The sequence below is a fragment of the Lysinibacillus sp. FSL K6-0075 genome, assembly GCF_038592945.1.
GTDB classification, from domain to species: domain Bacteria; phylum Bacillota; class Bacilli; order Bacillales_A; family Planococcaceae; genus Lysinibacillus; species Lysinibacillus fusiformis_F.
In genome coordinates, this window is sequence record NZ_CP151947.1 from 4,660,618 (window position 1) to 4,684,074 (window position 23,457).

Consider the following 23,457-nt stretch of genomic DNA (forward strand, 5'->3'; position numbering starts at 1 on the left):
TCTATGAATCCAATTTCATCAGAAAAATCAAGCACGTTCTATTCATATAGATGGTTGGCATTAGCTGTGATATTACTTCCAACATTATTAATCTCCTTAAATACTTACATGATACAAATTGCATTACCTGCAATTCAAAACGACTTGCATATATCGTTTTCTCACGCTCAATTAATATTTTCAGGCTATTCGGTTGGCCTTGCAACTGCTTTAATAATTGGAGGCAAACTAGGTGATATTTAAGGTAGAAAAAAAATATTATGGATTGGCGTATTGTTCTTTACCCTTACTGCTTTCCTAGGAGGAATTCTTTCAAGCCCATTGCTATTAGTTGGGATTCGATTTGTTCAAGGCTTAGCCGCAGCCCTTATTCAGCCTCAAGTTTTATCAACAATCCAGGAAATTTTTCCGCCTAGAGAAAAAAATTTAGCTTTCGGCTTGTATGGTGCTGTCATTGGAGTAGCCTTTACCTTTGGCTTAATATTAGGAGGATTATTAGTTCATTGGAATCTATTTAACGGCGGTTGGCGAACTGTATTTTTTTTCAATGTTCCAATTGGCATGCTAGTACTCCTTTTGCTCCCTTTTATACCGGAGTCGACGGATAAGAAATCCAATCATATTGATTGGATGGGTTCAATTTTATTAATGGTTAGTATATTTCTACTTATTTATCCTTTATCCGAAGTCCAACAACAAGGATGGCAAACTTGGATTTTTAGCTGTCTACTGCTTTCATTTGTTGTACTTATTTTGTTCATTTATCTTGAGCGATTTAAGCAAAAACTTCAACAGTCACCTCTCGTAGACCTAAGTTTATTTAAGCATCGCCCTTTTGTATTTGGCATTTGTTCTGTGCTGTCTATTTACTTAAGTATGTTTGCCTTTTTCTTTATCCTTAGTTACTTTTTACAATATGGTCTAGAGTATGATACAGGAGAAACGAGCTTAGTTTTTCTACCAATAGGAATTGGATTTTTTTTAACGTCCATTGTTTCTTCAAAAATTATTAATAAATATGGTTTTATTGTTTTAAAAATGGGTGCATTATGTATGAGTATGTGTACTTTTTTACTTGTCCTTTTCTTATGGATGAAGCAATATAATTTACTCAGAACGGATGCAATAATCCTTTTATTCGTCTATGGTCTTGGACTTGGTCTTGCTACAACACCTTTAGCAAATGCCATATTGGGTAACATTCCAAAGATTCATATGGGGGTTGCTGCTGGTCTATTTACAACCTTTATGTATTTAGCAAATTCCTTAGCAGTCGCAGGTATTAGTATAGTATTTTCTTATTATTTAGGAACAAGTTTAGAGAGCGCTTCTTTCTTAAATTATATTCATGCTTTCACTGTAAGTTTAATTGTCATTGGACTGTTTTCTATGATAGCCTATATAATTTTGTCACTTTATCATAAATTGATTTTAAAAATAAAAATAAAGCAACATTAAAATATACTATTTTGTATGACAAACTCTGAATTATTTCGAGCTTGTCATACATTTCTATTATTTCACATTCATTATTCCTGCCTTATTTTTTAACTCTACCCTATTTTCTGCTCCCCCAATTCTCCCCTCTATTGAGTCCTTAGTATTTTTTTCTATCTTTAATCCCTTTAATTTAACTGTGATATCTGATGATTCACTATTTGCTATCAGCATTAATGATTGCGGAGCAGTACGACTCTCGATATGCAGGATAAACTATTCCAACAGTATTATCGCAGAACAACAACAGATACTTCTTCAGAAGGCACTGGAGTAGGTATGGCAATTGTTTATAGCCTTGTCCAATCACATAGAGGCACGACCTCTATAGAAAGTGAGTTTGCCAAGGGGACTACTTTGACCATTACACTTCCGAAAAAGTAACAAATCACCACACACACTTTAAGGTGACTTGTTTTGATACTAAAATGCTCGCTCTTTTGATAACAAGAGTGCACAAAGAATAATACATATTCCTATAAAATGTTGGATAAATAATGGTTCCTTCAAAATAAAATAGCCAAGCAATACGCCAATTACAGGAACTACGTAATTACTAAAAGATGCAAATAAAGCGCCCTCTTTCGAAATCAAGAGATTATATAGCATGTAAACGATCGCCGTGTGGAAAATGCCTAAAATGGCAACGGCACCAAGCTGTATACCGGTCATGCCTAATTGTAAAGGTTGTTCAAAAATAAACGCCATTGGTAATAACAAAGCGGTGGCAATTCCTAAAATATTTCTCATATGAACGATTGGTGAACCATCCTCTAACTTCTCCATTAAAATTAACGAAAATGCAAAGCTCCATGCTGCTAATAGTAGCAGCACATTCCCTAGTACTGTGCCTGAACCACCCATCCCTTGTGTTGGCCAAGAAAGAATGATGATCCCCAAAAAGCCTAATAGAATGCTAACCGTTTGAAACGGACTAACTTTTTTGTTAAAGAAAAAAACAAAGAGGACTAACGTAATAATCGGGACCATTGCTATGAGCATAGACGCAATACTACTGGATACATATTTTTGACCTTGCGCAATGAGGACGAAGGGAATCACTACTTCAAAAATGGCAATCCCAATGTATAATTTACTATTTGCTAAGTAGTTTTCTCTTTTCAAAAATAAACTCATGATACTTAAGCAGATTGCACCGATTAAAGCTTTTAACAAAGATAAAGTAACAGCTCCCACATCATTCGTAACTAATGCTACGAAGAAAAATTGAGAGCCCCATATACAACTTATTAATAGCAAAAGGCTGTATTTTCTCATTGCACTACCTTCCTATGCCCAAAATAATTTGTTCCTATGACGCCAATAATGATGAGGATTCCACCAATAAAGTGATAAAGGTGAAAGACTTCCTGTAAAATCAAAACGCCTGCAAGTATTGTAATGAGCGTAGCAAAGTTGCTAAAGACACTCATTTGGGAAGCTTCTAATTTAGATAACGCATAATTGGATAAATAGGACGTACCGAGCGAAGATAATAGCCCTAAATATAAAATCGCGATGACAAAATCAACATGTGTTAATGGCTGAAAAAATTCATTGATTGTACCATTCACCAAATGATTTCCAAGAGCCATCCCATTAAAAATGACAAATCCACATAATGTCATCACGTACGTTAAGGTCAGTAATGAATATTGCTTTGTAAGCCTTCTTGCAAACACGTTATAAAGCGACGCAGCAAGGGCTGAAAGCAAAATGAATCCACTGCCGATGACATTTCCTGTAGTCGCATTGGCTCCATTCATAATTAGCATGTAGATAACTCCAAGTACAGATAAACTAATGAAGACAAGCTGTCCACGAGTAGCTTTTTCCTTTAACAATAAACCTGCTAGTGCTAATGTAAAAATAGGAATCGTTGCTTGAATAATTCCAGCTTCAGAAGAGGAAATTCTAGCAAGCCCAAGCACTTGAAAAGTGAAAAAAACAATGGGATACAATATGGCTAACGGTAAAATTTTTAGTACATCATATTTTTTTATTGTTAGCTTATTTTTCGTAAAGACCATTAAAATAACAATACCGATGAAGGCAAACGTAAAGCGATGTGCTAATGTATCAATTGGACTCGCCACTGTTAATGTAATTTTCACAAACATGAATGAAAGGCCAATGATAAATGCATACGAAATCGCTGCTATATAGGATTTTCTTTTTTCTGACATACGATAATGCTCCTTCTCAAATCATTCCGGCCGGTATTGTTATCGTATTAAAAAGAGAACACATTGACGATATGAAAAAAACACATCTGTACCGATACAGATGTGCTGGAGGTTATATATGCTTAAATATGAATGGATTTATTCTCAGCTCCTGACTCAAATCCAAACAGGCTCTCTTCATGCAGGTGCAAAACTTCCTTCTATTCGCCAGTTATCACAGCAATTTTCCTGTAGTAAGAGTACGATTTTAACATCTTTAAAAAAACTGGAGAATCAGCATCTTATCTATGCATTGCCTAAAAGTGGCTACTATGTTGTCGATCATCAGCTGCCCATCCAACCGAAAATGAAAAATTACATAGATTTTGCTACATCATCACCCAGTTGGCATGCTTTTCCATACCAAGATTTTCAGCATTGTATTAACAAAGCCATCGACACATACCAAGCAGATTTATTTAGATATGGAACACCAAAAGGCCTACCTTCATTAATAGAGGAAGCAAAAAAATTATTAACAAGTTATCAACTGTTTACAAAGAAAGATAATATTTTCATTACTTCTGGCGTCCAGCAATCCTTGTCTTTGCTAAGTATTATGCCATTTCCAAATGGTCGCTCAACCATTTTAGTGGAACAACCTAGTTACCATTTATATATGGATTATTTAAAAACCTATGGAATACCAGCAATCGGCATCAAAAGAACAACGGATGGCATTGATTTACATGAATTAGAAAGCATTTTCAGCAAACATGACATAAAGTTTTTTTACACGATGCCGCGCCTGCACAATCCTCTAGGTACATCTTATAGCAAAAAGACAAAGGATCTAATCCGTAAACTTGCTTATCAATATAATGTTTACATTGTTGAAGATGATTATTTAGCGGATTTCGAGCAAAATTCGAAAATAGATCCCATCTATACAGATGATACACAGCAGCATGTTATCTATTTAAAAAGCTTTTCTAAAATTATGTTTCCTGGCTTACGTATTGGACTTGCCGTTTTACCAAATGTTTTGATTAATACCTTTCAACAGTATAAAAATACCACTGATATTGATAGCTCCATGATTTCTCAGGCTGCATTAGAGCTTTACTTGAAAAGTGGCATGTTTGAGCGTTATCAAAAGAAAGTCAGTGAAGCTTATGCAAGCCGAGCGAATCAACTTCAGCAATCTATAGCAACTCATCTGGCAGAGTATTCATCCTCTAAGGAAATCTGTATGCATAGCCATATCGTTCTACCGAGGCAGGTGAATACTAATAAGCTTATTCAACATTTGGTACAACAAAATATTTTGCTGGATCCTATAAACCGCAATTATTTAGATGTATTTTATCATGAACGTATTTTAAAAATAAATGTATCGAATGTAGAAGAATCCAAAATTGATGCTGGCATAAGGGAAATAGCGCTAGCCCTTCATAGCCCTAAACATTACTTCTAAAGAATAGCATTCATGAAACCTTATTGTAGCTCATATAATGAGACATCTTAAATGCTTCTATAAGGGGGATACAATGCAAGCTGAAAAATTACGATTAAGAAAAATTCAGCGTCTTGCTTATGAAATCATGGATGAGATGCACAAAGACAAAGACTGCATTGAATTGCACAAAGTTATTCCAATCATCGATAATTTATCTCGCGCAATTGGTGATTTAACGGATTCCGTTGGTAAATACTCGTTAGATTATGTAGAAGAAAAAGTAAAAAATGCACATGCTCTTTTATTTAACAAAGAAAAGGTGGATATTTATTAATAAAGAAAGGGAAAAAGGGTAACCATATTTATGGCTACCCTTTTCATAGTGTTGAAAAACAATACCATCAATAGAATTTTTGTGAAAGGTGAAAACAGATTTCCGTTGCAGGCTACTTGCTTTCCTGTGGGCGAGCGCCGAATCGCTTCCTCCGCTACCGCTCCGTGCTGGGTTTCGCCTGTCTCGCTATCCCACGGGAGTCAAGTAGCCCTCCACTCCAACCAATAAATATTTAACTTTTTAACAATGGTTTTCAAATAAAGTGAAGGTTTTCACTACTCTTTATATGTCACGCATCACTTCTCCACATTGAAAATAAAGGGTCTATCCCCTAAGAATACAGTTATTGGGCTATTTGATTGCTATGCTAGTATGAAAAAGGTAAAGACATTTTGCAAAATGGTTGATTGGAGTGGAGCCAGCGTCACTCCTAGGGGATTTAGCGTCACAGAGGAGACCCTGGAGCGAACGCAGTGAGTGAAGCGGCTCATCGGACGCCCCCTGGAAAGGACGCTGGCGGAACGGAAATCACCCCTTCATCTTGCTAAAATATCTTTTTCTGCTAGTGACATGATTTTTTTTCAACAACATGAAAAGGGTAACCATATTTATGGCTACCCTTTTACATTAGTGCGTTTCAGGTTCGAATGTTTTACAGTCTGTTTCTTCACTGTTGGAAGCATGTTGTCCCTTTTGGCTGACAACATAAATTTTTTCGGCTGTGCATTTGTTACCAGAATCCCAAAATGTGCAGTTATTGACTTCACAAAGAATTTCTTGTGCCATTGTCTCACACCTCCTCTTTGTTATCTTTAACAAATTCGAGGTAATCAATACGTAATTCAAAAAAGTCATCTCACGATTTAGTTAGTGCTGTCTGATTTACTCCATACTAAAGTCTAGATTAGTTGGATAATTCGATAAATGTTCTTGTGTAAGCATATTTGTAGAGGGTACCTTGTCGTCAACCTCCTCAAATCGAAAACCATCTGCCCATACCTTACCCGAACCAATTAATAACACACCAAAATAAATGGAGTCACCTTCTTCAGGTACGTCTAAGACAATAGAATAGTGATTCCATTCAGTAGAACCTGTCACAGAACGCTGATTCATATTATCAAATTGAATGGTATCACCCGTACCATTGTCAATACGCATCCATGCACCACACTTTGTAGCGTCTGCCGTCTTTAAATAGCATGACATTTTCAAGCGCTTTCCTTTATAGTTAGTTGCCTGAAAGCCCTGCATCATCGTACCGAATTGCCCCTGATTTGCTGATGCAGTTGTGGAATACAATACCGCCTGAACGCTTCCCTGAATGAAACACCTTGTCATCTGTATGAAATTTATATAATTCTGGATTCGCTCCACTCAACATCCAACCTTGAACCTGTTCAACTGTTTCCATGTAATTTTCCTCCTCCAACATATTTAGTGATTGCATCAATTTTCGGTACTTCCCTGGTGGTACAGCATAAACTTCTTTAAAGGCTCTTGTAAAAGCTTCTTGTGATTGAAACTGAAGTGTAAATGCAATCTTTAATATCGATTCATTAGAGTACATCAAATAACTCGCAGCCATGGCTAGCCGGCGTATACGAATGTATTCACCAATCGTAACTCCCGTTTCTTGCTTAAAAATACGACTTAGATGGTACTTCGAATAGCCAGCAGTATTAGGAAGACATTCAAGTGAAATTTGTTCCATCAATTGCTCCTCGATATAGGCAATAGTTCTTTGTGTTGCCTGACTATACTCCATGTTACTCACCTCATCTTTATCATACTGGAGAAGGAAACAGATTTTTTGATGGAGGTTGCTAAATTTAACTCAATCAATTATTTTTGTTGGTGTTGCTTCCTGCACAACAATGAGACCATCATAAGCTTCCTCAGGCGTCATTTTAATGGTATACAGCATTTGTGTCAGCTTATACCATGGACGAAAATCATCCCCGACATTGCCCATTCTTTGCTTTTTGGAAAGAATATTCGCCAGCTCCTTCGATTGTTTGGCAGCTTCAAAATCCACATAAAAGATGTTGCTATCGATGTCACTAAAGGCATCCACTAAAGCATTATGATGCTCAATCGTGTATTCCTTTCGTTCACCAGACCCATTTTGTGCTTGGAATGTATTTTTCACAAAGTCTGTGCCAATTGCAAAATATTGATCTTTAAAATGCTCGTTTAAATATTGTCCCATTGATTGATAGCCTGCCATCGAAGCAGAAGTTTTCTCAATATGACCATTATGAGCAGACATTAATACTTTATTGTGACCTTGTGTTGCTTCGTACTCAACAATCCATTGTAAATTTTCAGCTAAATATTGATCCCGTAAATTCATGTAGTTATCATCATTTAAAAATAATTGTGTACGCTGTTTCATAATTTGTGCGTATTGTGCAGCAAAGGAGAAGTCATCCTTTGATGATTTTTTCTCATATATCGCTTTGTTTGATTGTAAATCGTTAATTATTGTATCTATCGTTTTATCCAGCTCGTTTAGCTGACTATTTGATAAATCTCTCATCGTTTTATTGGAAACATGCTCTAGCTCAGTCGTGAATTTCTGCGCATTGTCAGCATGTACCTTGGCGTAATAATCAAGCAACCCTTTTTTGCTGTAATCATAGCGTTGCATATCATTGCCATAAAAATAAATTTTATCTTGTTCATCGACTGTCTGATTATAGTCATGCATCCATTGCACAAACTCTACCATTTGCTCAGTTTTGTAGATGCCATAGTCTAAAGCTTTTATAGCTTCCTCTGCTGTTCCAGCACCATTCATGATAAATTGATTAATCTGCTGGGCTCCACCAAAATCTCCTTCTAAGACAAAGACATGGACATTTTCATTTTTAATCATCGTCTCAAACAAATCTTTTTTTAACGTTTGAAATTCGATATTGCCATGTGTGGCTTCCCCAAATCCAATAATTTTCACATCGTCAGGAATATTGATTTCTTTTATTTCACTAGTATATTGCGAGGCATCTATTACAGCCTCACCTTCTCCACATCCTGCTAAAGCTACTAGCAGTACAGATGCAGTTAAAAATCGTAAGCTTCGTTTCAACATTCTCATATCAATTCTCCTTTAAGGTGTTAAATGGCTTTGCGTTGGAAATAGTAATAACCTCCAAGGAAAAACAGGATGAATCCACCCCCTACAACTGTTAACAATTGCTCCCACGGCACAAAAAACACATCATCTGTTTTGCCACCTATATACATCATTGAAAAAGGTTGAGCCCACGGATAATATGGACCAACACGTTCAGAATTCACCGCTAAAATAGAAGGTAACGTAAATATAACATTAACAGCAAACGGTGCAGCAAAGCTTTTAAACATAATGGACATCCATAATTGCAAGGCTACTAATGGTAATGTCGCTACCCAGCCTCCTACTATGCTTTTCCAAACAATTTCTATAGGAAAAGGATCTGTGTAACCCTTTACCATCCCAACAGCAAAGACAGAGCCTAAATACAATATCTGCATCGCCAAAACAAGCAGCATAACCAACACGTATTTGGCTACAAATACTTTCCCCCTTGTTACGGGCAGTGCCAAAAGCTGCTTCCATCCACCCGACTGATGTTCATACCTGCAAATGAGACTGGTAAAAACACCTGAAATAAGAGGTAAAAATAATAGAGCGTATGTTAAATTCATCGAAAATAGGGAAATATACCATTCATTGATTTCAATCCCCTGTATGTTGTCTTCTAAATTAGCTGATAGACCAATGAAAAGCCCGATCATGGGTCCTGCCAAAATAATCGGTACCATTTTTGATTTACGTAACTTAAACCACTCAGCTTGAAGTAAAGCAATCATTATTTCACGTCCCTTCTTGTAAAATCAATCATGCCGATTACATAGAGTAAAATACCAATTCCTACGCCTAATAAGACATCGATTATCGGCTCATTCCAATGGTTCATCAATGATGGCCATTTCCATATCATCCAATCAGGTAGAACATAGGAAGAATAGGTAAAAATCACCCCGATAATGCCTACAGTTATAGGGATTCCTTGATTATGGCTTACACTCGCAATCCACAATTGAAGAGCCAAGATAGGTAATGCTGCAAAAGCAGGGAAATAACTAAATTTAGCTAGCTCCGTGTAAGGTACGGTATCACCTAATTTTAAATACAGCCCAAAGCTCAACGTAAAAAGCATTAATAGCGTTGAAGCCAAAAATAGTAAGATAGCTAACAGCGTAAATTTCGATAAATACACGGTTAATTTGGAAACAGGTAATGCGATGAGCTGCTTCCAAGCATTGGTTTCATTTTCAATGCTCGCCATGAATGATGTGAGAATGACAATGCCCAAGACAAGGGCAAGTGGTGTAAATGAATGCACGTTTAGTATGAAATAGCCCCAATCATCCTCACTTTGCTGTAAGAGATAATCCTTTCTTACTCCATAATTGACCATTTGCAGAGCAACCACGCCTAAAGGACCGATGAGCGTTAGAAGCCATAATCCTTTGCGCTTGATTTTTAAGAAATCAGCAGTTAACAGCTTTCCCATCATATCCCCTGCTCTCCCATCGTCATTTGCAGGAATATATCCTCCAATGAACGTTTCTCTTCCTCCACTCGGAATACTGATATACCTTCCTGAACAAGAACTTGGACAATATGGGCAACCTTTTCATTTGAGCATTCTTCTAAGAAAATCACACCATCTTGATAGTCTGCCTTAATGCCATTTGCCAATAAGGAACGCCATCCTTTTTCGCCATTGTTCACTTTAAAGGTAACCTTTGGTTGGGCAAATCGGCGCATCGCCTCAATAGAATCTTGAAAAATCAATTTGCCTTTAGAAACAATTCCTACTTGTGTAGCCATTTGATCAATCTCTGATAATAAATGGCTGGAAATAATAATGGTCATGCCATATTCCTCTGGTAATCTTTTAATTAAATTACGAATTTCTATAATCCCTGAAGGATCGAGACCATTCGTTGGTTCATCTAAAATAAGTAATTCAGGATGATGTAGTAAAGAAGCTGCAATACCAAGACGTTGCTTCATTCCTAGAGAAAAACCTTTTACCTTTTTGTTGGCAGCTTCCTTCAAACGGACAATTTCCAGAACTTCATCGATTCGAGATTTCGGTACACCTAGTATTTTTCTTAGTGCCTCCAGATTCTCATATGCCGTCAAGTGCGGATAATAGGAAGGGTTTTCTACTAATGAACCAACCTTCGCTAATATTTGGATGCGTTCCTTGGTAATATTCTTTTGAAAGATTTTAATTGTTCCCGAAGATGGCTTCATTAAACCAAGAAGCATTCGAATTGTAGTCGTTTTACCTGCCCCATTCGGGCCTAAAAATCCATATATTTCACCTTTACGTATTTGTAAGTTCAAATTTGATACAGCTTGCTCTTTCCCAAAGCTTTTTGATAAGTTTTGTGTTTGTACGATATATTCCAATGTCCTCACCTCTTTAACTATCATAAAAAGGGAAGTTTAAAAACAGGTATGGGCCAAGTTTAAATTTTGTTTAAAAAATATTTCTAACATAAAAAATTCTGCGAAGCATTTATTTCTCAAGCTTCGCAGAATTCTTTATGATGACTTTTGTGCCGGAGTGATTGGAATGGAGATCCCATTCTAGATGCATGCCCCTTATCATGACATCAACAATCGATAAGCCAATTCCCGCACCCTTTGCATTTGATTCATTTTTCATTCCTTGCCCATGATCCTCAATAATAAATGCTGTATAACTCTCCGTCGATACCGTTTTCACGCTTATATATTTCCCGCTATTCGCGTGACGCAGTATATTTTGGAAAATATTATCAAATACTCGTCCTAACCATAATGGATCAACACGCCATTCAACTGGTTCAAATGCCTGCAGTTCAATATCGATGGTGAAACCTTCTCGCTCAAAAACTGGGTACCATGTCGTTAGGTGTTCCCGCACAAATCGAATCACATTGATGTCTTTCGGTTCAAATTTATATTTACTTGCCATAAGCAATGTGTAGGACATCAAATTTTCAATTAAAGCATCAATATTCACTATGGATGTTTCCATAGCCTTTAATGCCTGCTTCCCGTCCTCTGATAATGCCTCTTTACTAATTGAATAGGATTGTGCTCTTACTTTCGTTAAAGGTGTCCGTAAATCATGTGATAAATTAGCAATCAGTTCACGTCTTAGTTGCTCTTCTTTTTGTTGGCGTTGCTTGCTTTCTCGCAGCTCGCTGACCATTCTATTAAAACTGTGCTCCAGTTGACCAATTTCGTCTCTCTTTTTCACATGAATTTCAATAGGTAAACCATCTACATCACGTATCTCCATAGCTTCTTGGAGAAGTAATAGTCTTTTGCGAATTCCCTTGAAAAACAAAAGCGAAACCACAATAAAAAATAGAATAACGGCAACAACGCCAAAAAATAAAAAGTTCCCATAGTTATCGTAGACCTTAATAAGCGGCGGATTAAATGCTACTCTTGAAATCTCTAGTACAATAAAGCCATTTGACATATCATCGTCTAAGAAGGCTATAACAGTAAATGGATCGCCTCCATAGCGCTCTTTTATAAATTGGGTTGTATAGGCTGGTGTCCACTTTGCTGGCAACTGCTCCTTTACATTCAAAGTAGTCAGTAAGTTCCCCTCTTCACTTACCCAAAACATAGAAGCAGTAGGAAATTGCTCTTGCCACTTTTGAAAAAGCTGCGTAATAGTATCATCTGTCACATTGGTCATATTTTTAGCCTGAGCATGCCATTGCTTTTCAATATCACTTTCTACGAGAACTCCGCTGGAAAATTCCCCTGTCCCTGTTTTTGTAATGCCTAATACGAAAATAGCAACACCAAGATAGGAAATTTGAACAATGGATATGGCGAATAAAATAATGAGCATATATTTCGCTAATAATGATCGAAAAAATTTCATAGTTTCACCCTATAGCCAATTCCTCTGATTGTTTCAATAATCATGGGCTTTGCAGGATCTATTTCTATCTTTTCTCTTAAGTACCGTATATGCACCATCAGGGTTTTATCACCTTCTATATAGCTCTCACCCCAAACCCCCTCATAGAGTTGCTCCTTCGTTAGAATTTGATTTAGGTGGCGTATAAAATACTGCAATAAATAAAATTGTTTACCAGTCAAAGGAATTTCTTCTTCATTTATCGTATTGATAATTCGCATATCTTTCGTATAAATTTTAAGATGCTGCAATGCCAGTACATCGTCATTTTTTTGATATCTTCTCAATAATACTTCCAGCCTTGCTACTAGCTCATCAGGGTGAAATGGCTTTGTTAAGTAATCATCAGCAAAATGTAGCCCTTCAATTTTATCTTCAACAGCCGTTCGTGCTGATAACATTAGAATTGGCAGGTCTTTATTTTCGCGTTTAATTCTTTTACCTATGGAGAAACCATCCAATCCAGGTAGCATCACATCCAATATAGCAATATCTTTTGTGGTAATGTGTTGCTCAAGACCCTCCCCCGACTCTAGCCATGTCACATCATAACCTCGTTCAGTTAATTCCTTGCTTACCCATTGTCCGATTTCTTTTTCATCTTCTATGTATAATATACGAATCAATGTTTATCCTCCTCGTTGATGACCTAAACCTATATTAAAATACCATATTTTTCATGATCTTTAACTAAAACATAATTGCCATACATGGTTATTATATGGTAAATACTATTTGTTTTCTTAGAAAATTGGATAATGTAGATTTATTGAGTAGAAATAAAAAAACGCAACTTTTAATAGCTTGTAAAAGTTGCGTTTTAGAGGTTGATATTATGCGTGATTTGGTGAAGTGGATTTCGTAAACATATTACCGATATAGAAGAAAATAGCTGATGATACAATACCTGCTACGACCACTGATAACTGAGGCGCGTATTCATTTACCGTTAATGCAACAAGCGCTCCTAAGCCCCAAGAGATGAATGATAAAGGCTGCCATTTTTTCGTCTCATCATTTTTTCTCTTTAAGACAAGCTGATCCATAATAATAATAGTAGCAATTGGAGGTACAATTAAGCCAAGTAGATTTAACCACGTTTGGAAGGCATTCCATATACCTGAAATTGCGACAATAATTCCGATTATACCAAGGACAATTGTTAGTGTTCTCATTTTACCACCAGTCATATGAGACCATCCTACAGCACCGTTGTACAAGCAATGTGTACAACCTACACCTAAATTTATAAATACAAAGAGTATAGCTAAAATGGAAAGAAACGGACCGGCATCAGCTAAGATCATAATAAAGTCTCCGCCAGTTGCTTCTGGCTGTAACACAATACCAGTTGCTACAATAATAGCTCCTATTACTTCTGCTAGAAATTTTGAAATGGGGAATGCTGTAAATGCGGCAAAGAATCCTTGTTTCCCGTTTTTTGCCCATCGTGTAAAATCGGCTGTCATTGTACCTGAGTCAGTAAAAGTGGCAAAGACCATTGTTACTGCTGCTCCAAAGGATAAAGCCCCTACACCTGCTATTGGTTGAAAATGAATAATATCCGAAGAACCATTTTTAAAGGCAATGACTACTGAGACAATCCCTAGAATGAGATACATGGGTGCTGCAATATAGCCTAAAATTGTGAGAGCTTTAATGCCAATAAAAGTGGCTCCAACATAAAGCACGCCACCTAAAATCGTCATAAATAATAAGTTGGCTCCAAATGAACGAAACATTGTATCGCCAGTAAGGCCTACCATTAATGCAAACCACCCAACTACAACGGTTGATAGTAATCCTGAAACTGCTAAATAGCCTAGTTGACCAAATGTTCTTTTTGCGGAAATAGCAAAGTTTTCTCCTGTATTCCCAGCCAAATAACTCAGAGCTCCAACAATAATGCACAATAACAGATTACCCGTTAGAATTGCTGCAACACCCATTTTAAATCCAAGCATTGCTGTCACAACACCACCAATAACAGCACTCGTTAATACTAGAGGAAAGCTATACCAAACCGCAGAAACAGAGGAGAAGCTTTTTCGATATTCTTTTGGTACAGCCGTGTGTTCAAACTCTGGATCTAGTCCTTGTTTTTGATCATTAGTTATCGTTGACATTGGTTTCACTCCAATTTTTTTATGTATTTAAGAGAAAGCACTTAGTATTTCAATCATTTGGAGAACACTTTCTTTACCACTTAAACATCTTAGAACCCTTCTATTCCCTCATAACATTTATTAATTGATTTGATCACCCCTTCCTTACGTATGTTTCAGTACTTTATCCGCGGATAATAAAGCGCTTTCATTTTCTATTTTAAAGATTAGTCAAATTTTGTCCCTGTACAAACATTCCGAAATCTCATTAGATAATTTGGTATATATGCACAATTTTTTTAAGATGAAAGTCAGAATTTAGACATAAATGACCATTATTTAAACAAAACAAAGTGTAGAAGCCCATTCAGGACTCACTACACTTTGCTTTTCACACTTGTTATTTTGCTCCTGCCTGCATAAGCATCCGGCTCACTTCTTTAAAGCCACGCGACTGTGCGTACCGAAGTGGTGTGATTCCCTTTGCATCAGCAATATTTACATCAGCACCATGCTCGATTAATAGCTGTATTGTTTCTTGATATCTTGGTCCACCGTCGCCGTAGTAGATTGCTTCCAACAATGCAGTCCAACCTGGTTTATTGATGTGGTTCACATCTACGTCTGTATGCTCAAGAATCTCTCGAACATTCTCCACATAGCCATGTTCTGATGCAGGAATTAAGGCCGTTCCACCAAATCTATTTAAAATTGTAGTGTCTGCACCTGCTTCAATCGTTAACTTCAAAATATCTAAATATCCTTCTGCTCCCGCATATAAAAAAGGACTGTTTTCAATATTATCTTGCTTATTGATGTCTGCCCCATGTTCAATTAAAACCTTTACGATTTCCGGAAAATTTCTATAGGTTGCAAGCATCGCAGCCGTTCTTCCTTGTTCATCGGCAATATTTATGTCAATTCCCTTATTTAAAATCTCCGTTATTTGCATAACATTCCCCTGTGCCACTGCATTGAAGAATTGCTTTGTTATTTGGACTTTTTCAGATTCAGATAATCTATTAAAGCTTTCAGTCGCTAGAATTTGAGTGATTTCTTTCAAACCTCTTTTCTCAGCTTGTTGTAATGGCGTCCTACCCTCTAAATCGGCTATCCTCATATCTGCTCCATGGGCAAGTAAAACTTTTACTGTATCTTGCTGCTTTTCCCCAGCTTCACCTAGAACAATAGCTTCCATAAGCGCAGTCCAACCTAAATTATTAACATGATTCACATCTATTTTTGTTTGTTCCAAGAGGAATTTAACTATATCCACATAGCCATGCTCTGATGCAGGAATCAATGCTGTTCCTCCATAACGATTGGTCAGTGCTGGGTCTGCTCCCGCATTATTTGTAAGTTTCAAAATATCTATGTAGCCTTCTGCACCTGCATACAAGAAAGGGTTGTTCTGCATATCATCCTGAATATTAACATCCGCTCCAGCATCAATCAGAACCTTAGCCATTGCCACATCATTGTTATAGGTAGCAATCATGAGTGGTGTACGCCCTTTTGTATCTTGTATATTCAAGTCAATATCTTCTTGGGTGATTAGTTTATTGATCTTAGCCATATCTCCCTGCTCTGCTGCTTGAAGTAGTTGATCACCCACTTCAGTATCATTATGATCGTTAGGAACACATGCTTGTAGCCATAAACCTATTGCTAAGCATGCAATAATCCATTTCTTCAACATGTAGATGTTCAGCTCCTATTTTAAACCATCCGCTTTTTGCTATTGTATTGAACTTTTATGTTGCAAACGGTCTTCATTCTTCATTCCTATTCGTTTCATAGCAATCGCACTACTAACGATTAACACGAGCGCACCAAATAAATAAGGTAAATTAATATGGACATCAAATAAATATCCTGCTAGCACTGGTCCAAAAATTTGACCGAGGCTCATATAAGCATTATTTAAACCTGCTACAAACCCCTGTTCATTCCCTGCTTCTTTCGACAATAGTGTATTAATGGTAGGACGCAAAATATTATTAAACGAAAAATAGAGCATGGTTATCACCATTACATAGAAAAAATTAGCTGATAGAAGCAAGAGTACAAGCGCTGAAGCCGAGAGAAGAAGCATACTGCTAATAATCCGCTTTTCTCCAAATCTACTCGTAAGCCAGCCTGTTAATAATAATTGAGTCACTGTTCCCCCTAACGAACAAATCATAAATAAAATAGAAATCTGTCTAGTTGTAAATCCATATTTCTGTGTTACGACTAATGGATATGCTGTTTCAAAATGAGCTAATCCAAATGTCAGTGAAAACACCATAAATAGCAAAATAAAGTACGGTGATTTGATAGATTGAACAAGCTGTATAAAAATGTTTTCTTTCTTGAAAGTAGCTTCTATTTGTACACGAGCTTTTTGTGATTCGGGCAATATCACTAGACAGCTCATCGCAGCTACAAGACCAACAAGTGCCGAGGTAAAAAATGGCGCACGTGTACCTAATTCTGCTAAAAGCCCTCCTAACCCTGGTCCAACAATAAATCCTGAAGACATGGATGCACCTAAAAAAGACATGGCTCTCGTTCTCTTTTCATCCGAGGTAATATCTACAATATAGGCCATAATAGACGGAACTAATGCCGCAGAACCCATTCCTCCAATAAACCGTGCCACGAGAAAAATAGTAAAATTGCTTGCAAGAGCGCCAATTAGATTGGATAAGGCAAACAATAATAAGCCAACGATAATCATTGGCTTACGACCATATCTATCAGCAATATTCCCAGCTATAGGAGAGAATAAAAATTGCGTTAAACCGAAAGCAGATACTAAGTAACCTGCTGCTTTACCACTTGCTCCAAATTCGATTAAAAGCTGAGGGAGAATAGGTATGACAAGTCCTGCACCAAGCATAGCAAGAAACATATAAACCAATAAAAGTGAAAATACTGTTTTAGTTTGCATTGATTTTTTCTCCTTCACGCTTAGGTGCATTGGTCTAATTTCTAGTGATAAAAAAGGAAAAGCTCTCCTTTTTTCTTTTCACTAACTATGCTAACATGGCTTTAACTATATGAAAAATATTAAAAAAATATATTTTACTTAGGTTTTACCTATAATAAAGGGGTGTTTAGGATTTGGATATTCGACAGCTACGCTATTTTATTGCAATTGTGGAGGAAAAGAAGATTTCTGCCGCAGCAGAAAAGTTACATATTTCTCAGCCACCATTAAGCCAGCATTTAAAAACGATGGAGGAAGAGCTCGGTTCAAAATTGGTAGAAAGAAGCGGGAAATATTTCGAAGTAACTGAGGCGGGAAAGACCTTATATAAATATGCATTGCAGGTTGCTCAATTAATGAAAGAGGCAGAAGCAGAGGTTAAGGATGTTGGATTAGGCCTTCATGGACGATTGACATTAGGCATTAATACATTTTCAGTTGTTGAGCTGCCCCAATTGCTACAACAATTTCAACAACATTATCCAAAGGTGACCTATAAAATTCAACAAAACGAATCTTCTTATCTTTGTAAATTAGTAAGGGATCGTGTTGTAGAACTTGCCATCATTCGCTTACCTTTAGAATTAGATGATTTCTCTGTTCTTCATATGTACACTGAACCATTTTACTTTATACAATCCAAGAAGTTCGACTTGTTAGAACACGATGTATCTTTAGCTGAAATACAAAATTGGCCAATCCTTTTACCAAGCACAGAAGGGTTAGGCGTACATTATTCGATATTAGAAGCATTTTCTCGCTTCCAGTTGCAGTCCCATATTGTCGGAGAATGTTCAGATACGGCACTGTTAATGAACTTAATTGCTTCTGGCTTTAGCTCCTCTATCGTACCTGAAACCATTCTAAAGCAATATGAAGATTTACCACTTCATGCATACAAAATCCCATCAGCAGAATTATCCACTTCCGTAGGACTTGTATGGCTGAAGAATCATTACTTATCCAAAGCCGCTCAAAATTTTGTGGATTTAATGAGGGAGCACTATTGTTAACGGTTAATAAAAAAGAGAGCAAACTAGAAACGTTAGTTTGCTCTCTTTTCTTAGTGTTGAAAAACAAAACAGTCAATTGAAAGGTAGAAATGGATTTCCGTTGCAGGCTACTTGCTTTCCTGTGGGCGAGCGCCGAATCGCTTCCTCCGCTACCGCTCCGTTTAGAGTTTTGCCTGTCTCGCTATCCCACGGGAGTCAAGTAGCCTTCCACTCCAACCCACAAAAGTTTAGCAAAGGTTTTCAAACAAAGTGAAGGTGTTCACTACTCTTTATGAAGGGGTGTTGTCACTCATCACTTCCCCAATAAGAGCTTATCCCCTCTAAAGAATACAGATAAATCAACCTCTCACCTTGCAAAATTGCTTTTTCTGCCGTTAACATTATCTTTTTGAACAGTTATTGAATAATCAGCATATCATTCTCATCAAACTGCCACATGTCGCCATAGGCAACTTCCCAATAGTAGCCATTTGGATCTTGAAAATAGCCACTATAGCCACCCCAGAATACCGTTTCGGGCTCTTTAACAATTTTGGCTCCGGCCTTTTTTGCTAATGCAAAGACTCGATCCACTTCTTCTTTTGATTTACCATTATAGGCAAGAGTGATTCCGCCAAAGCCTTGACTAATTTCTGGTGGATTAGCTTCATTGATATCTTTGACCAAGCGTTCAATTGGAAATAACGATATTTTTGTTCCTCCATTATTAAAGAACATAACATCGGGATTCGTCTCTTCTCCGTATACCACCACTTCAAAGCCAAGTCCCTCTCGGTAAAAAGTTAAAGACTCCACCATATCTTTTACACCTAATGTGATTAAATTTAATCGATTCATCTTCCAATCCCCTTTTTAAAGTATTACTATTTAAATTCTCTATCGAACATACATTTCCTTTTATTACTCCAAGAAAAATATTCGTTTACTTCTGTCCAAATACTTTTTATAGGCCACTCAATATTTTTTACTAGTAGTTAAGACCAATCAGGTGTTTATATCTTTAGTTAATAACTTCATTAATAAATATTTTTATTCCTCTAATCATTGTCAGCTCACAAAAGTTACCTATACGTTTCTATGACACAAAAAAGTACGTACTTTTTTTGAGGGTATGTTAGCAGCATAATGAGTAAGCAATCAAACAATCACAAAAAATGGAGGACTAAAAATGATTACTCATTTACAAGATACAATCACTTTAAATAACGGCCTACAAATGCCTGGTATGGGTTTAGGTGTTTTTCAAGTAGAGAATGATGCTACTGCTGAAATGGTTAAAAACGCTATTGAGGTCGGCTATCGTAGTATTGACACTGCTGCTATTTATGGCAATGAAGTTGGTGTAGGGGAAGGTATTAAACAGGCATTAGCATCTACAGGCTTACAGCGTGAAGACTTGTTTATAACATCAAAAGTCTGGAACGACGGATTAAGCTATGAAGAAACCATTACGGCATATGAGGAAAGCCTAGAAAAACTAGGATTGGACTATTTAGATCTTTACCTTATTCATTGGCCTGGTAAAGAGAAGTATGCTGATTCTTGGAAAGCGTTAGAGGACTTATACGATCAAGGAAAGATCAAAGCAATTGGTGTATGTAACTTTACTGTTGCGCACTTAGAAAATTTACTATCATTTGCTCGTGTTAAGCCTGTTGTGAATCAGGTGGAATTTCATCCACGCTTACAGCAAGCTGAGCTTCGTTCATTTTGTGACATGCATGATATTCAGCTTGAGGCTTGGGCACCTTTAATGCAAGGTGGACTTCTTGAAGATGCAACAATTTCGAAAATCGCTGAAAAATATGGAAAATCGAATGCTCAAGTTATTTTGCGCTGGGATATACAAAATGGCGTAATCACGATTCCAAAATCAGTACGTAGAGAGCGTATGATGCAAAACGCGGATATCTTCGACTTTAGCCTAACTAACGAAGAAATGGCTTTGATTAATGAGATGAACCTGGAGCAACGTGTTGGACCAAATCCAGATGAATTTGACTTTGCTTTATAAGCTTTAAAAACGGAAAAGAGACTGTCTAGTATGTGACAGTCTCTTTCTCCCCTCATTATGATGTTTGCTGCATGGCGATATCTTCATCACGTTGTTTTAACAGTACATCTTCACCTTTATCCTGTAATAATTCAACATGTTTTTCACCCCAAGTGCAAAGCATGTTCAGAATAGGTTCCATCCCTTGTCCATAGGGTGTTAATGAATATTCAACTTTTGGTGGTACTTGATTGAAGACCTTTCGATTGATTAATCCAGCCTGCTCCAGTTCCCTTAATTGACTAGTGAGCATTTTTTGTGAAATACCTGGAATCAATCGTCGAAATTCATTTGTTCGAATTTTACCATGGTGGTTTAAATGACAAAGAATAACCGGTTTCCATTTACCACCAATAACTTCTAGCGTAGCTTCAACACCAATATTATAAATTTTTTGCATCGTAAACCTCCTGTAATATTCAAAAGTAACTAAAAGTACTCTACATATCTTTTTGGTATGTATGAATATTACTACACACAATAAAAAAAATCAAAGGAGTAGTCGTAGTATGTCAAAATCAAAAAAGCCAAATGCTAAACTAACCTTGCTAGCCCTTGCAATCAGTGCATTTGGTATAGGGTCAACTGAATTTATCAGCGTAGGGCTTCTACCATTAATTACAGATGATTTTGGTATCTCTCTCAGCACAGCTGGCTTAACCGTTTCTATATATGCACTAGGGGTAACTGTTGGGGCTCCATTATTAACAGCCTTAACATCTCGCCTTAGTCGAAAAACTGTATTATTGTTAGTCATGTCCATTTTTATAGTGGGGAATTTAGCAGTCGCTTTAGCACCTAATTTCACTTTACTATTAATCGGACGTATTATTTCAGCATTAGCACATGGTGTGTTTATGTCCATCGCTTCTGTTATAGCAGCGGATGTAGTGGAACCAAATAAACGAGCAAGTGCTATTGCCTTTATGTTTACAGGCTTAACTTTGGCTACTGTAACAGGTGTTCCACTTGGTACATTTATTGGTCAAGTAACAGACTGGCGTATGTCATTCATCTTTATCGTTGTAATTGGAATCATCGGTTTAATTAGTAATGCGATTTTAGTACCTAGCCAATTATCAAAAGGCAATCCCATCTCTATTCGTGATATCGGCAAAGTATTAGGAAATATTCGTATGATCTTAATCCTATTCATTACCGCAATTGGATACGGTGGTGCCTTTGTTGTCTACACATATGTTTCACCTATTTTAGAGCAATATATGGGGTATTCTCCTCATGCAGTAGTCATTATTTTAGTGGTCTATGGTATTTGCGTTGCGATCGGTAATACATTAGGTGGTCATTTTGCTAATCATAATCCGCTACGTTCGATCTTTATTATATTTGTAGGACTCGCCTTGGCCTTGCTTGGCATTGGCTTCACGCTCGAATCACCTATTATCGGATTAATCATGGTATTGGTAATGGGCTTATTTATGTTTATGAATGTACCAGGATTGCAGCTATATGCTGTGCTACTGGCTGAAAAATATGTGCCATCAGCTATTTCTATGGCTTCTGCATTAAATATTTCCGCCTTCAACATTGGTATATTTTTAGGATCATATATTGGAGGCTTTATTATTCGCCATCAATCATTAGCACATACTCCCCTGTATGGATTTTTAATGGTTATGCTTGCAGCGATTGTTACATTATTATGGTTAATCTTCGATAATAAAAAAACATTAGGAAGCCAAATTTCATTTTGTATAAAAAAGAAGTAGAGATTGTGTATTGTTTGTTGATATATTGTGTCCTATAATTTACTTGAATCAAACGAGAATGATTATCATTCTGAATTAAAATGATATTCTTATTGTTTTAGTAAATTTATAGGAGTGAATAGCAATGCGTAGAGGTCAATATTTTTCATTTGTAGTTTTATTTGCACTAATGTTCGTATTAAGTGCCTGTGGCTCAAATGAAGTAAAAGAGGATACAGCTAAAGAGGAACAATCAACTAAAGATACAAGAATTGTAGAAGATGAGTTTGGGAAAGTAGAAATCCCTACAAACCCACAGCGTGTAGCTGCTATCTATTTGGAAGATTATTTAACTGCCTTGGATGTAAAACCTGTAGTGCAATGGTATCACCCATCCTGGGGTAAACAAGACTATTTAGGATTAGATGTTCCTGAGTTCGACATTACTGGTAGTATAGAAACATTACTACAAGCTAAGCCTGATTTAATCATTGTAGATGGTGCAGCGGATAAGGCAAAGTATGAAGAATACTCGAAGATAGCGCCTACTTACCGCTTAAAAGAAGATATTCTACAAGATCCACGTGAAATCGTGAAAACTATAGCGGATGTTTTAAATATTCCGGATAAAGCAAAAGAAATGGTTGATCAATATGAGCAACGTGTAACCAATTTAAAAGCAGACTTAGATAAGTCTATTGGAGACGAAACAGTTGCTGTTGTACGTCTAAATGTAGCAGATAATACATTAGCGTTATTTGGCATTAAAAATCGCTATACTGGCTATATTTACACAGAGACAGGCTTAACACCACATCCATTAGCCCGTGACATGACAGAGTTCCACGAGATTTTATCTGAAGAGGCTATTCCAGAATTAGATGCGGATCATATCATCCTTTTCCCTTCAAACGGCTCTTGGGAGTCTGAAGAAAACCAAGAAGCAATTAAATGGTTAGATAGTACACTATGGAAAACACTACCTGCTGTAAAAAATGGGCATGTCTATATTGCTGATCGAACATATTGGCAATCAGGTGCCATCACAGCTAACTTGCTAAAGTATGATGATCTAGAGAAATGGTTCGTAAAATAATGTTCAAAAGAAAGCTCTTAAGAGGGCTTTCTTTGTGTTTTTCTTCAAATTCAA

The 23,457-nt window shown here is 36.8% G+C and carries 23 protein-coding genes and 2 pseudogenes; 9 read left to right on the forward strand and 16 right to left on the reverse strand.

Annotated elements, in window-relative coordinates; all coding sequences use genetic code 11:
• Nucleotides 1-3: 3 nt before the first annotated feature.
• The 3 genes from MHB65_RS23430 (at nt 4) to MHB65_RS23440 (ending at nt 1,881) form a co-directional block, all read left to right on the forward strand.
• Complete coding sequence (locus tag MHB65_RS23430) at nt 4-243, forward strand: hypothetical protein (protein WP_342441909.1); 240 nt, start codon at nt 4-6, stop codon at nt 241-243.
• A 12-nt stretch (nt 244-255) separates the two neighbouring features.
• Nucleotides 256-1,458, forward strand: a complete 1,203-nt coding sequence (locus tag MHB65_RS23435; protein WP_342443785.1) for an MFS transporter — start codon at nt 256-258, stop codon at nt 1,456-1,458.
• Between the two features lie 243 nt (nt 1,459-1,701).
• Complete coding sequence (locus tag MHB65_RS23440; RefSeq protein ID WP_342441910.1) at nt 1,702-1,881, forward strand: ATP-binding protein; 180 nt, start codon at nt 1,702-1,704, stop codon at nt 1,879-1,881.
• 39 nt (nt 1,882-1,920) lie between these two features.
• On the opposite strand, the gene MHB65_RS23445 is transcribed toward MHB65_RS23440, so the two are convergent.
• Together MHB65_RS23445 and MHB65_RS23450 are read right to left on the reverse strand one after the other, a co-directional pair.
• A complete protein-coding gene (locus tag MHB65_RS23445; protein WP_342441911.1) occupies nt 1,921-2,775 on the reverse strand; it encodes a DMT family transporter in 855 nt (284 codons plus the stop codon).
• Entirely contained in the window at nt 2,772-3,683 is a 912-nt protein-coding gene (locus MHB65_RS23450) for a DMT family transporter (protein ID WP_342441912.1), read from the reverse strand. The genes MHB65_RS23445 and MHB65_RS23450 overlap by 4 nt, the downstream gene beginning before the upstream one ends.
• A 118-nt stretch (nt 3,684-3,801) precedes the next feature.
• On the opposite strand from MHB65_RS23450, the gene MHB65_RS23455 reads away from it, so the two are divergent.
• Complete coding sequence (locus MHB65_RS23455; protein WP_342441913.1) at nt 3,802-5,139, forward strand: PLP-dependent aminotransferase family protein; 1,338 nt, start codon at nt 3,802-3,804, stop codon at nt 5,137-5,139.
• A gap of 73 nt (nt 5,140-5,212) precedes the next feature.
• Entirely contained in the window at nt 5,213-5,455 is a 243-nt protein-coding gene (locus MHB65_RS23460) for a group-specific protein (RefSeq protein WP_342441914.1), read from the forward strand.
• A 627-nt stretch (nt 5,456-6,082) separates the two neighbouring features.
• Here MHB65_RS23460 and MHB65_RS23465 read toward each other — a convergent pair.
• The 12 genes and pseudogenes from MHB65_RS23465 to MHB65_RS23520 all read right to left on the reverse strand — a co-directional run bounded on the left by MHB65_RS23465 (nt 6,083) and on the right by MHB65_RS23520 (nt 17,493).
• Nucleotides 6,083-6,241, reverse strand: a complete 159-nt coding sequence (locus MHB65_RS23465) for a DUF1540 domain-containing protein (protein ID WP_004231699.1) — start codon at nt 6,239-6,241, stop codon at nt 6,083-6,085.
• A 96-nt stretch (nt 6,242-6,337) separates the two neighbouring features.
• Nucleotides 6,338-7,223, reverse strand: a pseudogene (locus tag MHB65_RS23470) (AraC family transcriptional regulator).
• Between the two features lie 69 nt (nt 7,224-7,292).
• Nucleotides 7,293-8,555 (reverse strand): erythromycin esterase family protein, encoded by a 1,263-nt coding sequence (locus MHB65_RS23475; protein WP_342441915.1) that lies wholly within the window; start codon nt 8,553-8,555, stop codon nt 7,293-7,295.
• 20 nt (nt 8,556-8,575) lie between these two features.
• On the reverse strand, nt 8,576-9,313 hold the full coding sequence (locus MHB65_RS23480; protein WP_205446035.1) for an ABC transporter permease: 738 nt from the start codon (nt 9,311-9,313) through the stop codon (nt 8,576-8,578).
• Nucleotides 9,313-10,023 carry an ABC transporter permease gene (locus MHB65_RS23485; protein WP_342441916.1) on the reverse strand — a complete coding sequence of 237 codons (711 nt, stop codon included), beginning with the start codon at nt 10,021-10,023 and terminating at the stop codon, nt 9,313-9,315. The genes MHB65_RS23480 and MHB65_RS23485 overlap by 1 nt, the downstream gene beginning before the upstream one ends.
• Nucleotides 10,020-10,931, reverse strand: coding sequence for an ABC transporter ATP-binding protein (locus tag MHB65_RS23490; protein WP_342441917.1), 912 nt, complete (start codon nt 10,929-10,931; stop codon nt 10,020-10,022). Before MHB65_RS23490 ends, MHB65_RS23485 begins: the two co-directional genes overlap by 4 nt.
• A gap of 109 nt (nt 10,932-11,040) precedes the next feature.
• Complete coding sequence (locus MHB65_RS23495; protein ID WP_342441918.1) at nt 11,041-12,414, reverse strand: HAMP domain-containing sensor histidine kinase; 1,374 nt, start codon at nt 12,412-12,414, stop codon at nt 11,041-11,043.
• A complete protein-coding gene (locus tag MHB65_RS23500; RefSeq protein WP_342441919.1) occupies nt 12,411-13,079 on the reverse strand; it encodes a response regulator transcription factor in 669 nt (222 codons plus the stop codon). Before MHB65_RS23500 ends, MHB65_RS23495 begins: the two co-directional genes overlap by 4 nt.
• Before the next feature lie 207 nt (nt 13,080-13,286).
• Nucleotides 13,287-14,579 (reverse strand): cytosine permease, encoded by a 1,293-nt coding sequence (locus tag MHB65_RS23505; protein WP_342441920.1) that lies wholly within the window; start codon nt 14,577-14,579, stop codon nt 13,287-13,289.
• A 379-nt stretch (nt 14,580-14,958) separates the two neighbouring features.
• Nucleotides 14,959-15,552: an ankyrin repeat domain-containing protein gene (locus tag MHB65_RS23510; protein WP_342443786.1), complete on the reverse strand. Its 594-nt coding sequence runs from the start codon at nt 15,550-15,552 to the stop codon at nt 14,959-14,961.
• Between the two features lie 45 nt (nt 15,553-15,597).
• A pseudogene (locus MHB65_RS23515) lies at nt 15,598-16,257 on the reverse strand (ankyrin repeat domain-containing protein); the annotation flags it as partial.
• Between the two features lie 39 nt (nt 16,258-16,296).
• Nucleotides 16,297-17,493 (reverse strand): MFS transporter, encoded by a 1,197-nt coding sequence (locus MHB65_RS23520; RefSeq protein WP_342441921.1) that lies wholly within the window; start codon nt 17,491-17,493, stop codon nt 16,297-16,299.
• Nucleotides 17,494-17,666: 173 nt separating this feature from the next.
• Between MHB65_RS23520 and MHB65_RS23525 the strand changes: the two genes are divergently transcribed.
• Nucleotides 17,667-18,545 (forward strand): LysR family transcriptional regulator, encoded by an 879-nt coding sequence (locus MHB65_RS23525; RefSeq protein WP_342441922.1) that lies wholly within the window; start codon nt 17,667-17,669, stop codon nt 18,543-18,545.
• 396 nt (nt 18,546-18,941) lie between these two features.
• Here MHB65_RS23525 and MHB65_RS23530 read toward each other — a convergent pair whose 3' ends face one another.
• Nucleotides 18,942-19,382, reverse strand: a complete 441-nt coding sequence (locus MHB65_RS23530) for a VOC family protein (RefSeq protein ID WP_205446044.1) — start codon at nt 19,380-19,382, stop codon at nt 18,942-18,944.
• 331 nt (nt 19,383-19,713) lie between these two features.
• Between MHB65_RS23530 and MHB65_RS23535 the strand changes: the two genes are divergently transcribed.
• The gene (locus MHB65_RS23535) at nt 19,714-20,559 is read left to right on the forward strand and encodes an aldo/keto reductase (RefSeq protein ID WP_342441923.1); all 846 of its coding nucleotides are present in this window, start codon (nt 19,714-19,716) and stop codon (nt 20,557-20,559) included.
• A gap of 55 nt (nt 20,560-20,614) precedes the next feature.
• Here MHB65_RS23535 and MHB65_RS23540 read toward each other — a convergent pair whose 3' ends face one another.
• Complete coding sequence (locus MHB65_RS23540) at nt 20,615-20,998, reverse strand: helix-turn-helix domain-containing protein (RefSeq protein WP_205446046.1); 384 nt, start codon at nt 20,996-20,998, stop codon at nt 20,615-20,617.
• Nucleotides 20,999-21,107: 109 nt separating this feature from the next.
• Here MHB65_RS23540 and MHB65_RS23545 point away from each other — a divergent pair, with 109 nt between their 5' ends.
• Together MHB65_RS23545 and MHB65_RS23550 are read left to right on the forward strand one after the other, a co-directional pair.
• Nucleotides 21,108-22,328: an MFS transporter gene (locus MHB65_RS23545; RefSeq protein WP_342441924.1), complete on the forward strand. Its 1,221-nt coding sequence runs from the start codon at nt 21,108-21,110 to the stop codon at nt 22,326-22,328.
• Nucleotides 22,329-22,452: 124 nt separating this feature from the next.
• Nucleotides 22,453-23,403 carry an ABC transporter substrate-binding protein gene (locus tag MHB65_RS23550; protein WP_342441925.1) on the forward strand — a complete coding sequence of 317 codons (951 nt, stop codon included), beginning with the start codon at nt 22,453-22,455 and terminating at the stop codon, nt 23,401-23,403.
• Nucleotides 23,404-23,457: the final 54 nt, after the last annotated feature.

Excerpts from the sequence above, each read along its gene's own strand:
- MHB65_RS23535 (WP_342441923.1), top strand. The coding sequence starts at position 19,714 with ATGATTACTCATTTACAAGATACAATCACTTTAAATAACGGCCTACAA.
- MHB65_RS23455 (WP_342441913.1), top strand. The coding sequence starts at position 3,802 with ATGCTTAAATATGAATGGATTTATTCTCAGCTCCTGACTCAAATCCAA.
- MHB65_RS23430 (WP_342441909.1), top strand. The coding sequence starts at position 4 with ATGAATCCAATTTCATCAGAAAAATCAAGCACGTTCTATTCATATAGA.
- MHB65_RS23505 (WP_342441920.1), bottom strand. The coding sequence starts at position 14,579 with ATGTCAACGATAACTAATGATCAAAAACAAGGACTAGATCCAGAGTTT.
- MHB65_RS23445 (WP_342441911.1), bottom strand. The coding sequence starts at position 2,775 with ATGAGAAAATACAGCCTTTTGCTATTAATAAGTTGTATATGGGGCTCT.
- MHB65_RS23465 (WP_004231699.1), bottom strand. The coding sequence starts at position 6,241 with ATGGCACAAGAAATTCTTTGTGAAGTCAATAACTGCACATTTTGGGAT.
- MHB65_RS23460 (WP_342441914.1), top strand. The coding sequence starts at position 5,213 with ATGCAAGCTGAAAAATTACGATTAAGAAAAATTCAGCGTCTTGCTTAT.
- MHB65_RS23440 (WP_342441910.1), top strand. The coding sequence starts at position 1,702 with ATGCAGGATAAACTATTCCAACAGTATTATCGCAGAACAACAACAGAT.
- MHB65_RS23495 (WP_342441918.1), bottom strand. The coding sequence starts at position 12,414 with ATGAAATTTTTTCGATCATTATTAGCGAAATATATGCTCATTATTTTA.
- MHB65_RS23530 (WP_205446044.1), bottom strand. The coding sequence starts at position 19,382 with ATGAATCGATTAAATTTAATCACATTAGGTGTAAAAGATATGGTGGAG.
- MHB65_RS23475 (WP_342441915.1), bottom strand. The coding sequence starts at position 8,555 with ATGAGAATGTTGAAACGAAGCTTACGATTTTTAACTGCATCTGTACTG.
- MHB65_RS23540 (WP_205446046.1), bottom strand. The coding sequence starts at position 20,998 with ATGCAAAAAATTTATAATATTGGTGTTGAAGCTACGCTAGAAGTTATT.
- MHB65_RS23545 (WP_342441924.1), top strand. The coding sequence starts at position 21,108 with ATGTCAAAATCAAAAAAGCCAAATGCTAAACTAACCTTGCTAGCCCTT.
- MHB65_RS23450 (WP_342441912.1), bottom strand. The coding sequence starts at position 3,683 with ATGTCAGAAAAAAGAAAATCCTATATAGCAGCGATTTCGTATGCATTT.
- MHB65_RS23480 (WP_205446035.1), bottom strand. The coding sequence starts at position 9,313 with ATGATTGCTTTACTTCAAGCTGAGTGGTTTAAGTTACGTAAATCAAAA.
- MHB65_RS23485 (WP_342441916.1), bottom strand. The coding sequence starts at position 10,023 with ATGATGGGAAAGCTGTTAACTGCTGATTTCTTAAAAATCAAGCGCAAA.
- MHB65_RS23550 (WP_342441925.1), top strand. The coding sequence starts at position 22,453 with ATGCGTAGAGGTCAATATTTTTCATTTGTAGTTTTATTTGCACTAATG.
- MHB65_RS23520 (WP_342441921.1), bottom strand. The coding sequence starts at position 17,493 with ATGCAAACTAAAACAGTATTTTCACTTTTATTGGTTTATATGTTTCTT.